At 62.8% G+C, this 14,926-nt stretch carries 14 protein-coding genes; 4 read left to right on the top strand and 10 right to left on the bottom strand.

What is annotated here, in order from left to right:
* Positions 1-84 precede the first annotated feature (84 nt).
* The 7 genes from ACVWW1_RS46655 to ACVWW1_RS46685 form a co-directional block, all read right to left on the bottom strand.
* Complete coding sequence (locus ACVWW1_RS46655; RefSeq protein ID WP_456660543.1) at positions 85-435, bottom strand: hypothetical protein; 351 nt, start codon at positions 433-435, stop codon at positions 85-87.
* Positions 404-1,675 (bottom strand): ERF family protein, encoded by a 1,272-nt coding sequence (locus ACVWW1_RS46660; RefSeq protein ID WP_456660544.1) that lies wholly within the window; start codon positions 1,673-1,675, stop codon positions 404-406. Before ACVWW1_RS46660 ends, ACVWW1_RS46655 begins: the two co-directional genes overlap by 32 nt.
* Positions 1,659-2,471, bottom strand: coding sequence for a YqaJ viral recombinase family protein (locus ACVWW1_RS46665; RefSeq protein WP_456660545.1), 813 nt, complete (start codon positions 2,469-2,471; stop codon positions 1,659-1,661). Before ACVWW1_RS46665 ends, ACVWW1_RS46660 begins: the two co-directional genes overlap by 17 nt.
* A 1,281-nt stretch (positions 2,472-3,752) precedes the next feature.
* Positions 3,753-4,172 (bottom strand): hypothetical protein, encoded by a 420-nt coding sequence (locus ACVWW1_RS46670; RefSeq protein ID WP_456660546.1) that lies wholly within the window; start codon positions 4,170-4,172, stop codon positions 3,753-3,755.
* 308 nt (positions 4,173-4,480) lie between these two features.
* Entirely contained in the window at positions 4,481-5,299 is an 819-nt protein-coding gene (locus ACVWW1_RS46675; protein WP_456660547.1) for a terminase large subunit domain-containing protein, read from the bottom strand.
* Entirely contained in the window at positions 5,292-5,780 is a 489-nt protein-coding gene (locus ACVWW1_RS46680) for a hypothetical protein (RefSeq protein WP_456660548.1), read from the bottom strand. The genes ACVWW1_RS46675 and ACVWW1_RS46680 overlap by 8 nt, the downstream gene beginning before the upstream one ends.
* A gap of 353 nt (positions 5,781-6,133) precedes the next feature.
* Complete coding sequence (locus ACVWW1_RS46685; RefSeq protein WP_456660549.1) at positions 6,134-6,262, bottom strand: hypothetical protein; 129 nt, start codon at positions 6,260-6,262, stop codon at positions 6,134-6,136.
* A 171-nt stretch (positions 6,263-6,433) separates the two neighbouring features.
* On the opposite strand from ACVWW1_RS46685, the gene ACVWW1_RS46690 reads away from it, so the two are divergent.
* Positions 6,434-8,989, top strand: a complete 2,556-nt coding sequence (locus ACVWW1_RS46690) for a hypothetical protein (protein WP_456660550.1) — start codon at positions 6,434-6,436, stop codon at positions 8,987-8,989.
* A gap of 64 nt (positions 8,990-9,053) precedes the next feature.
* Here ACVWW1_RS46690 and ACVWW1_RS46695 read toward each other — a convergent pair whose 3' ends face one another.
* Together ACVWW1_RS46695 and ACVWW1_RS46700 are read right to left on the bottom strand one after the other, a co-directional pair.
* Positions 9,054-9,800, bottom strand: a complete 747-nt coding sequence (locus ACVWW1_RS46695; protein ID WP_456660551.1) for a hypothetical protein — start codon at positions 9,798-9,800, stop codon at positions 9,054-9,056.
* 586 nt (positions 9,801-10,386) lie between these two features.
* Positions 10,387-10,653, bottom strand: coding sequence for a hypothetical protein (locus tag ACVWW1_RS46700; RefSeq protein ID WP_173642050.1), 267 nt, complete (start codon positions 10,651-10,653; stop codon positions 10,387-10,389).
* 465 nt (positions 10,654-11,118) lie between these two features.
* Here ACVWW1_RS46700 and ACVWW1_RS46705 point away from each other — a divergent pair, with 465 nt between their 5' ends.
* Positions 11,119-12,252, top strand: coding sequence for a Y-family DNA polymerase (locus tag ACVWW1_RS46705; RefSeq protein WP_456660552.1), 1,134 nt, complete (start codon positions 11,119-11,121; stop codon positions 12,250-12,252).
* Positions 12,253-12,467: 215 nt separating this feature from the next.
* Positions 12,468-12,677: a hypothetical protein gene (locus ACVWW1_RS46710; RefSeq protein ID WP_176532218.1), complete on the top strand. Its 210-nt coding sequence runs from the start codon at positions 12,468-12,470 to the stop codon at positions 12,675-12,677.
* A 183-nt stretch (positions 12,678-12,860) separates the two neighbouring features.
* Here the strand turns inward: ACVWW1_RS46710 and ACVWW1_RS46715 are convergent, their stop codons facing one another.
* Positions 12,861-13,667, bottom strand: coding sequence for an SGNH/GDSL hydrolase family protein (locus ACVWW1_RS46715; RefSeq protein WP_456660553.1), 807 nt, complete (start codon positions 13,665-13,667; stop codon positions 12,861-12,863).
* On the opposite strand from ACVWW1_RS46715, the gene ACVWW1_RS46720 reads away from it, so the two are divergent.
* The gene (locus ACVWW1_RS46720) at positions 13,654-14,607 is read left to right on the top strand and encodes a hypothetical protein (RefSeq protein ID WP_456660554.1); all 954 of its coding nucleotides are present in this window, start codon (positions 13,654-13,656) and stop codon (positions 14,605-14,607) included. The genes ACVWW1_RS46715 and ACVWW1_RS46720 overlap by 14 nt on opposite strands.
* The last annotated feature ends 319 nt before the right edge of the window (positions 14,608-14,926 follow it).

The following is a 14,926-nucleotide window of genomic DNA, read 5'->3' on the forward strand; positions in this document are numbered from 1 at the left end:
GGTCCTGGATGGCCTTAGTCCTCATGCAAGATGCGGACGATTTGGTACTGCAACTCGCGGCGCTCCATGTGCGCATGGGCCGCCTCACACCGTTGTAAGTGTCGCGAACGCCAGACGCGCCTCGATTTCGGTCGCGGCAAGGGGATCGAGCCGCCAACTCAGCACGTTTTGCCGCGTGCAATAGTCGGCCTCATCTTCGAACTCAGGCGCGATGCCAACCACGTCGATACTGCGTAAGGCGGCCTCGATCGCCTGTTGCCGATAGCTCGCAAGCAGCAGGCGGTAGCGCTGGATCTCCCAGGAAAGTTCGGCGACGTCGATCGCAAGCAGCCATTCAATGGCAGAGCGCGGCGCCAAATCAGCGAAGATCGCCTGACGCAGCGCGTGGTAATCGTCAAGGCGTTCACCGGGAAGCAGCAGGGGAGGCGGCGCCAACCTCGACCGGCAGCGTTGGCGTTGTTGCGGTCAGCTCATGCCGGGCTTGGAATGGCCCGTTCATGGTGCGGAAGCCTTCGACCCCAGGCGCGCGGGAGCGACCGCGCTGACGACGGCGGCGGTAAGCGGGCCGTGGATCGGACTTGCCGCCCCACAAATCATGCGCCACCTGCAACGGCTCGATCTGCAGGTTTGCCCACCAGGCCCTTTCATTGCCATGCCGATGCAGCTCGTGGTGATGGGCGCGGCACAACGGAACGGTGTACTCGTCACTGACCTTGCGGCCGAGAGCCCTGGGTTGGGCGAACTTTAAATGATGGGGATCGCACGGCGTTTGCCGGCAAACGAGGCAGGGTTGTTCCCGGACAAACACGAGGTGCGCCTTGCTGCGCTTGCGCGCCGGTTCTTTGGGATGGGCCAGCGCGGCCTCAGGTGCAGCCGAAGGGCCCCGTAGCGGGGCCTCGGTGCCAGCCGGGGCCTTTGGGAGCGGCTCCGGCGACAGGCCCGAGTCTAGATCGGGGGCAGCCGTCTGTTCGGCCATCCTGGCTCGGTCGGCTTCCTGGAGCTTGGTCAGATAGACGGTCTCGACGAGCTTGGCGTCCGCCTCGAGAAGGGTATTTTTGAGCGGAAGGCTGGCCTTTACCCAGTTGAGCATGTCGTCAGGAGGCAGGACAGCGAGCTGGCTCAGCAGCCGCTCACGAAGCTCGGCGGATTGCTGCGGCGCAAGCATCGCCGGGCGGTTGAGGATGCCTTTGGCTGGCTTGGCCTGCGATCTGGGGACGCTTTGCGGCGGTGCGGCCGACGGGCCGGCCACCGCGTCCGGGGCGTCCAGGTCGTCCTCGCCGGCGATCCCGACCAGGGCGAACAGGGCGTAGCGGCGGGCGTAGGTCAAGGCCGCCCCCATCCGGTGCGGTGCCTCGATATCCTTGACCATGCAGACCGGAAGATCCGAGGAGATCCATTCGCCGGACGAATGGGCGAGCAGGGTGGTGAGGTGGACGTGCCCGGTGGTGGCTTCAGTCCGGGTGGTCTGGATAGTGGCGATCTCCTGCTGGCTCAGTGTTTTGCGGACAATCTCGAGGCCAGAGGCCAGCGACGCATAGCGGAACGTTTGGGGCGCCTCGCGCGGAAACGGCGACCGGGTCGTGGCGGTCAGGGTCTTTTCCGGGTTGACCAGTTCGGCTTGTGCGCGGGCGAGTGCCGCTGCGATCGCGCCGATGGTTTCACTTGACCGATGCATGGGCGTCCTCCGTCGCGACCATTTCAAAGCTGATGGCGCCGGACTTCGAGCGTTTTGCCCTGACGCCATGTCCCGTCGCTTCCTTGGCATCTTCCGGCACAAGCTTCTTCAGTTCCGACTTGGCGCCTTCATGGTCGCCATGCGCAACCCGCGTTCGCATATAGCACGCCGCAAGCTCCGCCCAGCGGTTCGACGACGACATGTCGACCATCCGCACGGCCTCGAGCCGTGGCCTTGGAGTTTCGACGCCAAACAGCGCCGGCGGTTCGCCGGTCTGCACGCAGCGCCAGAACTTCCGTTCGGCGGTCAAGAGAAGATGCTGGTAGAGCGGATCGGCATGAACCGTGATCTCGACCCATTTGCCGCCCCCGGTGATCACCGACAGCACGGCCGAGCGCGCAGCCACCACCCACATATTGTGCTGCAACTGCGCCATGTGTTTTTCGACGGCGGCTTCCTCGGCAAAAGACCAGGGCAGCATGAACTTGGCCTCGAACACCGCACCGGTTTGTTCGACGGTACCGTCGAGCGTTGCGGCCATCCACGTGTGGACCGGATGACGAACGCGCTTCTGGATGTCCTTGATCCTGTGTTGGGTCGAGCGTTCATACGGGCTCCGGTTGAGCTCCTCGGTGACGTTACCGAGCTGAACGATCAGATTCTCGGAGAAATCTATGGTTTCGATTTCGCCTCGTTTCTCCCGCCAGAGCCGAATGAGATTGCTTTCATCGTCGCCCATAATGATGCGGGCGTCCGAGCCGCCGATGAAGGAGCGGCGATCGTGCTTGATCGACATGACCTTGTCCTTTAGGTGCGTTCTGGTTGAGGTCGAACAGCACACGCCATCCGACACGCCATCGGCGCGTCGGGGCCTTCAACGCGTCTTTGAAGCCTTGGCCGAAAGAGGATCGCCAGATTGATGAATCGGCTGGAGCGCGGTTCGCCTTGCGAAGAACGCGGGGGCGCCGAGACGAAGGCATCGTGCGCAGGATGGCCACGGTGATGTCTGATGCGACTTGCGTCGCGGTGACTGAGCCTCTTCGGCTGACCAGTCGAGATTGTCCGGACAGTCCGCCTGCGGTGGTTACTTCGCCGACGCCAAGGCGGGCACACGCGACCCGCCCGGATCAAAGCCGAAAAAGCAAAACCGGTATCTGTGGTAATCAGGCTGCCTTTTTTCTCGGATGAGTTCGCGCAGGACCGCCATTTCCAGACTGGAGGGCGTTCGCCGTCACCGCGAAGAACTCTATTTGATTCTTCATCAGTCAGGCATCGGCCGAATAAAGCTGTTTGCTTCGCGCGGCATCCTAGAAAAACATGATCTACCTATTTTCACCCTCTGGCAGAACCTGATCATGCAGGGCGTGGAGCATCTCATGCAACACGATCGGCCGGCTGGGTTCAAATCATATGGATGGCCGCACCCCGAGCACTTAGGCGTTGGCTGTCCCTGATCGATAGATGTCCGGAGTCCGACGGCCAGTTGATGCGTGGTCCGTAGCAGCCTCTGATCTGAGGCGAGCCAACTCGTCGGCCACGTGTGCACCAATTCCAAGACCCGGGGACTGAGCCCATCTCGACGATATCAACCTGGCTTCGAATCCCATCAGCAGGTCGCGCAAAGTCAGACCTGCTTGCGAATTTCGACAGATCCCGGCGCGAAGATCTGTTCGTGTGCGCGGCTCTCGTCGGCGCTCCGACGCTCAGCCAGGACAGCAGCGATCTCGCCCGGCGTCGCTGACGCTTGTCAAGAATAAGGAACATCACCAACGATCAAGCGCATCTTCTTTCTCGACGTTCGCATTCCTCTGTGGCTCGGTGTTTACGTCGCCCAGGTATGCGGCTTGGGGCGCGGGTTAAGAGGCGCTGGCTGCGGCGGCCCGGACGCGATCGGCGCTGGCGTCATCGAAATTGGTACGGCAAACCCGACCCTGGCCTCACTGGCGAAACTTGCAGATACGCCCGGCGTCGCCGTAGCAGAGTTATTTCTCAAGCAGGCGGTCATTCTCATCGTCGATCTCCGGACCGTAAGGGACGCGCAGCTTGCGAGCAACGTGTCCGGTCCGTAACGCCGACCTTACGTCCATGCCTCCCAACTGATCCTGGAGCGCGGGCGTCGCGGTTTCGGGTGGAGGACGTTCATCCACGAATGCAGGTGAGGATGCCGAGAGGCCCAGGCCACCATCGCCATCGAGATCGCGAGATCATCATGGCCTCCCACCGGGCAGGCATAGATTCGGCCGCTGTCGCGGAGTTCGACCTCGAGCTCCGCCAGTTGCTGATAGGCGCGCGTCACGTCGGAGCCCTTGGCAAGTTTGATCTGACGCGCTTGAAGCTCGCCGTGCAGCAGGTCGAACAGATGAGTTCGGCCGATCGTATAGACCGGCACCGCACCATCGCGAACCTGGCGGATTTTCGCACTGCATCCCATCACCATGCCGCGTGATGTGGAGCCCGATGACCCTCCGGCCGAACGCCTGGTGAAGCGGTTCAGCATAGGAGGGATCCTGGCTGAGGTCGGCCACGATCAGCCCGTTGGAATGATAGCGACGGTCGATCTCGGCGAGCGCGCTTGCGCGGGCCGTGCCGTAGAGATTCTGCTGCAGCTCGCGTGCTTGCAGAATTCCGATCAGATTCGAACTGAAAGGACTGAGACCCCCGATCACGGCGGTCGAATGATCCCTGCTTCGCGCCACGTCGTGCGCAATAATCAATGGCCGACACCACGGCCAGGTTTGCGGATTGTCGGGATGGAACGACATTGCGTACGCCTTTCGTGGTGTGGGTTTAATCCAGGATTTGGGTTCACGGTTGCAAGTTCCTGAAGGGGTTCTCGACGATGCGCCCGGGCGCGCTCACCGCAGGATGGAACGCCTCCCCCGGAGGGTTGCGAGGAACGAAGATCTTCGTCGCGTCCTCGTAGAGTTCCCAGGTGAAGGGGCTGGTATGGGTGCCTGCAGGGATGCCGAGATATTCTCGCTTGTAGTCGTCGTCGGACAGCGCGGCGCGTTCCCGCGCCAGATGTTCGGCTGGGATCGGACAGTCCGGCATGTCGGCGGTGGCCTGCAGTCGCACCCAGCTGGCGTCGTCGCTTTGCCAGGCCTGCCAGAACGGGTCGGTGCGGCTCCAGGCGGTCGACAGCATGGCGAAGCGCGAATGCGCAAAACGCGCCCGCATCGGGCGAACGGCCGCGATCAGGTCGGTCGACAGTCGCGCCGCCTCGTCGGCGATGATCCAGCCGTCGACCGATAGGCCGCGGATCGATTCGTCGTTGCCGGGCAGCGCCAACACGCGCGAGCGGTTGTTCAGTTCAAGGCCGTAGGTGTTGTCGACCACGAGACCGACCCCGGCACGGGTCAGCGTATCCTTGACGCGCCGGACCGCCTCGCCGCTTTGGCGTTGCGCCGGACAGATCACCACCGACAGGCTGTTGCCGGTGTGAACCATTTGATGGGCAATTGCCCATGCCGCGGTTGTCGTCTTGCCGACCTGCCGTGCCGTCAGCGCCAGCAGCTGGACGCCGCGCGGGGCTCGCAGGAATTTCGCTTGCCAAGGCACGGGGGTCTGGCCGACCACCTTTTCCACCCAAAGGACCGGATCAAGCCGGTAGGCGAGCTCACGCAAACTGTTCATCGTCGATCTCCATCAGTGCTGAGGCGAGCTTTTGCTTCATTGCAGGATCATGGTCGAAGCGATCGAGCAGGCGCTCGAGCAGCCGGTCGAGATCGAGATCCTTTTGCGGCGGGCCGCTCGCACCTGTGTCGTGATGAACGGCGAGGCGAGACAGACTGTCGAGCGTCTGGCGCAGCGAATTCAGGCCCGAGAGTGCCGTCTTCAACGAGCCCTCCGCTTGAGCTTGACGCGCGATTTGCTCGATTTGGGCCTTTAGCTCCGCATATGCGTTACCGAGCTCGCCCGGGGAAGGCAGGCAGGCCGCTGCGGCGGTCCCTCGCGCTGTCTCCTTCATGATGATGTTGGAGGACGCAAGCTCCAGGCAGTTGGTGCGGTGGCGATGCAGGCTCGACGGATTGACCCCGTAATCCTGGGCAATCTGGCTGCCAGGCTCTCCGGCGGCCAGCCGCCGGTCGATCTCGGCCCGCTTCACATGCTGGCAGGTGCTGCACTTCCTGGACATCGACCGAAACTCCGATTACGCGATACTGGTTAGGGCAAGGTTCGGCAGGAACCAGGCGGTGGGCTGGCCTTCCGATTCGTCTCGCTTGTGCGGGCTCATTCCGAATCGCTATTCCGAAAGCGACCCGCGCCCCGGTTAATTCCATGTAAAAGTGGATATGCTTACAGGATCGTTAATCGCGACGATCCGACCGCGGCCGCGCGTCATCAATCGGCATCTAAGAATGTAATCCTATGGCCGGGAAGCCCGGCGCCACCCTATCGGAATCAACAAGCGCCCGAAAAATCCCGGTTTCGCTTAAGCCGGAAAGGGGGCAAAGCGGTTCATTCTGCCCAGTTCGCCATCAGCACGGCGTCGACGCGACGGCTGTTTCGCGTGCTGATAATGATGGTGCCGTTGCGGGTCGCAAATTTCGCACCGACCAGTCGTGGCACCTTCTTCGTCAGCGGCAACGGCAAAGATCGGCGGCCCGCCGGACGCCGCCGTCATTGGCCAGGATCCTTAAATCAAGCCGCGTTCCACCGCGCGCACCTAACCCGAAAGAGGTAGGCGAGGGGGCCCCTTGCGAGGGAATGGCATTCGAGCTCGCGTGCGCTATCGTGCCCCATCAGAGGAGGCCAAGGATGGGCCAAATCACCATGCGGCGGGTGATTGTGGACGGGTCGGAGAATCCAACAACCGTCATCCTCCTGGATGAAGTGCACGCCGGTGGCATCGCCGGCGGCTCGAACAATGGGCAGTTCGCTTGTCCGCCGCCGCACCCATCCGGATGGCAGCGAGCCGCGCCCGTGTGCGTCATCGCGACTCTGCTCGCGTCCGCATGGTTATCACAAGCATCGGGCGAAACCCTCCAGGTGCAGATGCGCCCAGGCAGCGACAGATCGGTACGACTGGCGCAAGCAACGAGCAGCGAGCCGAACGGACCGCTGTCGGCCGTCGAGCAGGAGCACCAGAGGGCGGAGAGGCTGACGCGCGAACTCGCCGTCGCCAGGCGCGATCTTGAGGCTTTGCAGGTACGGCTGAAGGAGGCGGCCCAAGAGTCGGCTCGAGCCAGACAGGCAGCCGACAGCGAGATCGCAGAATTGCGCAAATCCCTGCAACGGGAGGGTGAGAGCGCCGACCGATCGGTGGCGGAGCGCCGCGCTGCCGAGTTGCGCAAATCGATGATGCGCGAACAATCCGAACGGATGGAGCGGGACGTTGCGAGAATGCGCGGCGATGCCGATCCGCGGGCTTCGGCGGCGGCTACGGCAAAAGATGGCGCAAGGCCGGCGACCGACAATGGCGTGGAGCTAGAAAGATCGCTTCGTCGGGAACGCGAGCGGGCCGCTCAGCTCGAGCAGGACCTTGCGGCGGCGCGGCGTGAGGTCGGGACGCAGACCGCACTGGCGGCGAGGGCCCGCGCCGAAGCGACTGAAGCAAGGCAGGCGGGAGAACGCGGCACGGCGGAGCTGCAGAAACTCCAAGAGGAGCGCGCGCGGCTGGAGCGGGATCTGGCGGCGGCGCGGCGCGAGGCCGAGACGCAGGCCGCACTGGTAGCGACGGCGCGCACCGAGGCAGTCGAAGCAAAGCAGAAAGAGGGCGGCACGGCGGACCTGCAGAAGTCCGTGCAAGAGGAACGCGAGCGAGCTGCCCGACTGGAGCAGGATCTTGCGGCAGCGCGGCGCGAGGTTGAGACGAAGTCCGCGTTGGCGGCGAAGGCGTACGCTCAAGCCACCGCAGTAAGGCAGGAAGGAGAGAGGGGCACGGCGGATCTGCAAAAATCGGTACAAGAGGAGAGCGCGAGAGCTGCGCGACTGGAACAGGATCTTGCGGCGGCGCGGCGGGAGGCCGAGACGCAGGCCGCACTGGTGACGACGGCGCGCGCGGAGGCAACCGAGGCCAGGCAGAAAGAGCGCGGCATGGCCGAACTGCAAAAGGCCGTGCAAGAGGAGCGGGAGCGAGCCGCGCGACTGGAACAGGATCTTGCGGCGGCGCGGCGCGAGGTCGAGACGAAGTCCGCGTCGACGGCGAAGGTGGACGCTCAAGCCACCGTAGGAAAGCAGGAAGGAGAGAGCGGCACGGCGAATCTGCAAAAATTGGTGCAGGAGGAGCGCGCGAAGGTCGGCCGGCTGGAGCAGGACCTTGCGGCGACGCAGCGCGAGGTCGAGACGCAGACCGCACTGGTCGTGAAGGTGCGCTCCGAAGCGGCCGAACTGAAGCAGGCAGGTGAGAACGGCACGGCGAAGCTACAAAAGACCGTGCAAGAAGAGAGCGAGAGGGCGGCGCGGCTGGAGCAGGATCTCGCGGCAGCGCGGCGCGAGATCGAGACGCAGGCCGAGCTGGTCGTGAAGGTGCGCTCCGAAGCAGCCGAACTGAAGCAGGCGGGGGAGAACGGCACGGCGGAGCTGCAAAAATCCGTGCAAGAGGAGCGCGCGCGAGCGGCGCGGCTCGAACAGGATCTTGCGGCGGCACGGCGGGAAGTCGAGACGAAGGCCGCGTTGGCGGCGAAGGCGTACGCCCAAGTCACCGCAGTCAAGCAAGAACGAGAGAACGACGCGGCGGAACTGCAAAACTCGGTGCAAGGGGAGCGCGGAAAGGCCGGCCGACTGGAGCAGGACCTGGCGGCGACGCGGCGCGAGGTCGAGACGCAGACCGCGCTTGTAGCGAAGGTGCGGGCCGAAGCGGCCGAATTGAAGCAGGCGGGAGAGCGCGAAACGGCGCAACTGCAAAAATCGCTGCAGAAAGCGAGCGAGAGGACCGGGTGGCTGGAGCAGGAACTCGCCCTCGCGCGGAGCACGAAGGACATGCCTGTCGCCGGTCAGATTGCACAGGCCAAGCAGGTCGAGGCGGATGCGGCAAAGCCGGTCGCGGCGGAAACGGTGACAGTCGCCAACGGGCGGGGAGAATCTCCGGCGAATCCAGATGCCCAGGACTTGGCAAGATTGGTGGCGCGCGCGAGCGTGTTGCTTGGGCAGGGTGATATCGGCTCGGCGCGGATCGTGCTCGAGCGCGCCGCTGAGACTGGCAATGCGCAGGCGAGCTTCATGCTCGCGGAAACTTACGACCCACTGATCCTGCCCCAATGGGGAACTTATGGGACGCGCGGCGACGTAACGAAGGCGCGCGATCTCTACGCAAAGGCTGAGGCCGGCGGAGTCAAGGAAGCGAAACAGCGGGTCGATGCGCTGCGCCAATAGCACAGAAGGAGCTGATCGATGATCAGGTTCTGCTTAGGCGGGAGCAAACACCGGGAGGAGGCCACTAGTTCGCCATCAGCAGTGCATCGACGCGACGGCTGCTTCGTGCGCTGATGATGATCGCGCCGTTGCGGATCGCAAATCTCGCGCCGACCAGTCGTGGCGCCTTCTCCGTCAGCGGCGACGGCAACGGAATCATTCCGCCGGTGACGGGATCGCCGACGTTGATCGGCGGCCCGCCGCCGGCGGCCGAAGGGGCCGCCTTGATGTATTCCCTGATCAGCTGAATCTCGTCTCGCGAGAGGTTGAGCGCAGTTTGCTCGCTGCCGGCATCAGAGGCCTTCTTGTCCGCCTCAAGCTTGTCCTGCGCCTCTTGTTGCGCGGCCTCGCGTTTGGCGGCTTCCTGCTCGATCCGTGTGAGACGATCTCTCAGCGGGACCAGCTCCCGCCGCAGCGCAGCGTTGTCCGACTTCAGCGAAGTGATCTGGCCGAGTGCAATCGCTGCGGCAACGCATGCAACGATCGAAATCAGGCTGAGGCACGCAACCGCCAGCCCCGTCACTCCGACGCCGTTGACCGTGTTCCGATCCGGTCCTTCGCGCTTGGTGCGCCGCCGCCGCGCCTGGGCAAATCCAGGCAGGCTGGTGCCGAGGCGTTTCACAAGGTGCGAGAGCCGAGAGCCGCTTCGGTCCGTGTCGTGAATGGAGCCAAAGGCCGGTTCGGGGACGATCGCGGCGCGCGCGGGCAGGTCGGAGGCTGCTGTCGAGCGGCTTGCGCCCGAGGCCGCGCGATCGGCAAGGCCCTCTTGCATCACGAAAGGGATTTGCCGATCGATCGCGCCGGACCGTTCGATCACAGCATCGCGCGGGTCGGCAGCAACGGTCTCTAGGCGCTCCGCCTGCGGTTCGCCCGACTCCTGCTCGCTGAGCTCCTGCGCGTTGAGTTCCTGCTCGACCCGGGACGCTTCAAGCTCGCGCCATAGCGCGAGGCCGGAGTCCGTGATCTGCAGCCCGGCCTCATTGATCGAAGCCCATCCGGATTGGAAGACGTCGGCGTCGCCTAGCTCTGACGATCGCTTCAGCTTCGTGGCTGCATCGCCCGCCCGCGATCATGCGCTTGACTTCGCGGCTGACCTCTTCGAGCGGGATCCGTTGCTCGGGTCTTGCGGCCAGCACGCTCAAGATCGCCAGATTGAACCTCATGTGGCGCCTCTCGATGCCCCGGCAACCGGTCGTGCAGCAGCTGTGCTCCCGTGCCGGCGATGTGCGAACCGCAGAGGAGGTCGAAGCGGATCAATCATGCCGGCGCGGAGGTCCAGTTAGTGAGCCAGGCAAGTGTAGCGGCTCCCTCAGAGGCAAACAATGCGCCTTCCGGCGCATGACATCCGCTGAAGCGCCTCAGAGAAACTCGCGAAGCCTGGAGAGCTCGATCACGTGCTCGGGCGACAGCACCTCCGGCACGAGGGGAGGCTGCGACGTGGTCCGGATCTCGTAGAGATGCCGGGTCTTCTCGGGCTTGCCCATGAAGTCCCGGATGCATTGGTCGAGCGTTCCGTTGACGATCATATAGGGCGCGCGATCCTCTCGCCTGGAATTGCCGAGAGAAGGCCATTTGTAAAGCGAGGCCGCAGCCTGGAAGTCCACCTGATGAGAGTGGTCGGTCATTCCTTGATCTCTACCCGAAAAAGCCTGTTCGTCAAACAACGCCGGCTCATGAGCGAGCTGGCGCAGCGGGACGCGAGAGCCGGCATAATCGCGCTCCCCGGCAGAGAGTGCCCGCGGACCTCGAGCAATCTGCCAACCGCCTCGCGGTGATTCCTTCGACAGCGACCGGCAGCCGGGCCCGCTTCGACGCTTGGCACGACAGCGCGCGCCCGGCGTTCGCCGGGAGGCCGCCAGCGCCCGCGACCATTCCTGGTCGGCCGGAATTGAGTTTGTTCTTGTTTTGTTCAGTTCTCCGTTGTAGCGTCCAAGGAACGAGCAGTTTTGGTCAGGTCAGGGATGAACGGGTTGAGATGGCAACCGCAGCCACCATCCTTCACGCGGACCTGGATGCGTTTTACGCGTCGGTCGAGCAGCTGCTCGAGCCGTCGCTGCGAGGCAAAACCGATCGCCGTCGGAGGCGGGGTCGTGCTTGCCGCGTCCTATGAGGCCAAGGCCTTCGGGGTGTACGGCGGCATGTCGGGACGGGAAGCTCGCCGGCTCTGCCCGCAACTGATTTTCGTCGGCGGCCACTTCAGCGATTACCAACGGCTGGGTGACGCAGCCATCGAGGTGATCGGTGACTTCACCCCGCTCGTCGAGCGCATTTCGATCGACGAGGCGTTTGCCGATGTTGCCGGCTGCACGCATCTGTTCGGAACGCCCGCCGAAATAGCCGCGGCGATCCGGCGGCGCGTGCGCACAGAACTCGGCCTTGCGATCTCGGTGGGCGTCGCGCGCACCAAGCATCTGGCGAAGATCGCCTCGCAGGTCGCAAAGCCCGATGGACTTGTCGTCGTCGATCCCGGCGCCGAGCTCGGATTCCTGCACGAACTCCCGGTTGAATTGATGTGGGGAGTAGGGCCGGTCACCAGGACACGGCTGGACGCGATCGGCGTCTCGACGATCGGTCAACTCGCCAGATTGTCGGAGCGGTCGCTGACGCGGCTGCTCGGTCCGGCGGCGGGCGAGAAACTCGCCGCGCTGGCCTGGAATCGCGATCCGCGACAACTCACGCCGCATCGGCGCGCGCGATCGGCAGGAGCACAATCGGCGCTCGGCCGAAAGCCCGCGATCGAGCAGGTCATTCGGCCGACGCTGCTTCATCTCGCCGACCGCGTCGCCACGCGGCTTCGGGCAAAATCCCGACCCGGACGAACCGTGACGGTGCGCGTTCGCTTCGCCGACCTGAAATCGGTGACGCGCTCGATGACGCTCGATGCGCCCGTGTGCACGACGGTGATCCTCGCCAGCCTCGCCGAGAAGCTGGTGCGCGCTACGCTTGCTGATCACCCGAGCGAGAAAACCATCTCGCTGCTGGCGATCTCGGTGTCGCATCTGGAGGAGCATTGGGATCTCGCACTCGAGCTCCCGCTCGGGCTGGCCGATCAGGCGCTTCGCCCTGGAAGTCCGATCGGGATGGCGCGCTGGGCCGCGGATTGTGCCGTCGACAAGGTCCGCGATCGCTTTGGCTGGGATGCGATCGGATATGGTTCGGCAGCGCTGCAGGTTGTTCGTTCGGTGCCCGACGACTTCCGCAAGCTGGCCGAAAAGGACCTCTAAAGCGCGATGAGATCAGGTTGAATCGTCATCGCGCTTTAGCTTCTTATTTGCGCATGATCTTTTCGGAAAACCGCTTCGCACTTTTCCGGATCATTCTCTAGCGCTTCGCCGATTCACCGGCTTGTCGTTGCATTAAGAAAACGCAATCCGGAATCGCGGGCTTGTGAGTGGTGGCGTGGCGCGCCCGGTCTATCCTGAGCACGCGGAGGATAGCCATGAAATTCAGCTCCGAACTGATCCAGACGATGCGCGACGCGCTGGAGACGGTGATGGCAAGCGTGCCGGCCGATCAATCCGTGTTCGGTCTCAAGGCGGCGGTTGCCGAATGCATCTTGCGGGCGGCGGCGCACGGGCAGACATCGTTCGACGGGTTCGTAGCGTCGGCATCCGATCAGCTGCAATCGATCATCTCGATGCTGACGTAAAGTATGATCCGGAAAGGTGCGAAACGGTTTTCCCTCGCGACCAACGCAAGGCGTTTGCGCGGAGATCATGCTTAAACAATGAACTAAACGCGATGACGATTTCAACCCAATCTCATCGCGCTTTGGCAGACCAGATCGCGCCCAAGCGCCATTGACGGTTCCGGCGCGGCTTTCGTTGGACGCCTACGATGAGCCCATGCCTTCTTTGGCGATCCTGGTCAGGGCCTCGTATCCGGATGGCGTCAGGTGCAGGAGGTCGCTCTTGTAGTTTGCGCACGGCGTCGTGCGTCCGCACGCGATATTGGAGGCATCGATCGTCCTGATGCCGAGTTCCCGGCTTCTTCTGCTGAGTTCGGCATTGACAGATCCGATATTCTCGGCTGCGCCCTTCATCTGGTCGCCTCGCGGAAGAATCTGGATGGAGAAAATCTTGCCGTTCGGCCAAAGCGACCTGATCTCCTCAAACAGCTTTTGATAGGATTCCATCACTCCGCACGGCTTATCGAGATAGATGTTGTTGGTCCCGACCAGCACGATGACGGACTTCGGCCTGATTTTTCGCAGCCGCTCGCGTTCGTGTTCGATGAACCAGAGCGTATTCTGAATCCTGTCGCGTCCGACGCCGAGGTTGGCCACTGGCCCGGCGCCGAGCGAGGCTGATAGTTCCCTCGGCCACGCCTCAACCAGCGAGTCGCCAAGCAAGACCGTCGACACATCGCCGGACAGACCCGACACATTTCTCTCATATTTGCGCAGGGCATCAGCATTGTCCGGCATGGCGGCTGTTACGGCGAACTGCGCATCGGTTCTATCGCATGCAGCTCTCGAACTTTGCGCGCGTCCCGCCGATGGTAGACAGAGCGCCGCGACAATTGATAACGTCGCCGCGACATAGACGATTGACGCGGTGTAGCGGGGTTCTCCATCGTGCGTTTTCGATGTCATTGCGCGGTTCCATCTGAGGGCAATCAATCTGATGTCGCTGAGCATTTCGATCCTGGGACAGTCAAACAGCATCCTGAAGGCAGGCTTTTTCCAGAAATTTCTGGACGCCGATGACACAATTGAAGTGACATCGGCAGGAAGGATCGGTGCATCTCCGTCCTTGCTCGGTCCGTACTTCGCCCAGGGTGATTTCTTCAAAGGCTCGGAGTTTTGCATTGTCGACACGTGCGTGATCGATTTTTCGCTGCTTTCCGCCAATGCGATCGATTACTACGATGTTGTGAGATGGGTCGAGTGGATCGGGCATTCCGCAAAACGCGCCAATTGCGAGCCGGTTTTTGTTTGCATACCGGTGAGCGACATCAACGCATCAAGAACGATCATCTCCGCCTGTATTTCCGTCTGCCAGAAGCAGGACTGGTACTATCTTGATGTAAGGGACGTCATTGCCTCGGTCGTCAAGTCCAAGAACGTAGACGCAAAGGAACTCTACGCAGACGGCAGTCATCCGGCCGAGTTCTTGTCGGGCGTGATAGCGACGCACCTTGGCAATTTCTTGACTAAGATAAGGACGACCGAGACTGCAAAGTGCAAACGCACGTTTGCATTCACGGCTTACGATCGCGTGCCGCTCAAAGATCAAATTGCGGGCACACCGGTGGAGTATTCGTCGAGGCTGATCACGTTTTCGGGTGTCCGGCTGGAACGCGGCGAGACGTACCCGATCCACATCGGGTCGGATTCATCCATCCGCGGCCTCATGGTGAACTCGGCAGCCTGCAAGAGCGTGCTGTCGATCGAGGGAGACAGAACCTTCCACAAGAACCTGCGTCTCAAGCCCTATCACCCGACAAATTTCGAGGCGCGGCTCATTCCGATTTGCAGGCCAATTCGAGACCATCGGGGAATGGTCAGGCTATCGCTGACGAACCAGGATGTCTCCATGAGCGATGTGACGCTGCACAGCTCGCAAGGAGGGGAATGACGAGGGCTTCATCGAAGTTGCCGATCTCGTCGTCGAGCGAGGATACGACCTGGTGACCTACACCACCACGCGACCTGCCGATGCGGCCTCCATCAGATGGATGCCCGATTAATGGATTCGTGTGATCCAATGGGGCGCCCGGCTGATTGAAACTGGCCACGGGCGTGTGCACTCTCCAAGATCGCGCACGCTGGGCAGCCCTGTACGATCGGGACCGGATTTGTCCAGCATGGCGCGTCCCTGCAGACTGCGATACCGATTCCGGTCTTCTGCAACGGCGTCGTAATGCGTTGAATTTACTTGTCTATCTGCGATCCGG

This window comes from Bradyrhizobium sp. JR3.5, assembly GCF_054057015.1.

Excerpts from the sequence above, each read along its gene's own strand:
- ACVWW1_RS46720 (WP_456660554.1), top strand. The coding sequence starts at position 13,654 with ATGTCGCTGAGCATTTCGATCCTGGGACAGTCAAACAGCATCCTGAAG.
- ACVWW1_RS46710 (WP_176532218.1), top strand. The coding sequence starts at position 12,468 with ATGAAATTCAGCTCCGAACTGATCCAGACGATGCGCGACGCGCTGGAG.
- ACVWW1_RS46690 (WP_456660550.1), top strand. The coding sequence starts at position 6,434 with ATGGGCCAAATCACCATGCGGCGGGTGATTGTGGACGGGTCGGAGAAT.
- ACVWW1_RS46715 (WP_456660553.1), bottom strand. The coding sequence starts at position 13,667 with ATGCTCAGCGACATCAGATTGATTGCCCTCAGATGGAACCGCGCAATG.
- ACVWW1_RS46695 (WP_456660551.1), bottom strand. The coding sequence starts at position 9,800 with ATGCAAGAGGGCCTTGCCGATCGCGCGGCCTCGGGCGCAAGCCGCTCG.
- ACVWW1_RS46700 (WP_173642050.1), bottom strand. The coding sequence starts at position 10,653 with ATGACCGACCACTCTCATCAGGTGGACTTCCAGGCTGCGGCCTCGCTT.
- ACVWW1_RS46665 (WP_456660545.1), bottom strand. The coding sequence starts at position 2,471 with ATGTCGATCAAGCACGATCGCCGCTCCTTCATCGGCGGCTCGGACGCC.
- ACVWW1_RS46660 (WP_456660544.1), bottom strand. The coding sequence starts at position 1,675 with ATGCATCGGTCAAGTGAAACCATCGGCGCGATCGCAGCGGCACTCGCC.
- ACVWW1_RS46670 (WP_456660546.1), bottom strand. The coding sequence starts at position 4,172 with ATGCTGAACCGCTTCACCAGGCGTTCGGCCGGAGGGTCATCGGGCTCC.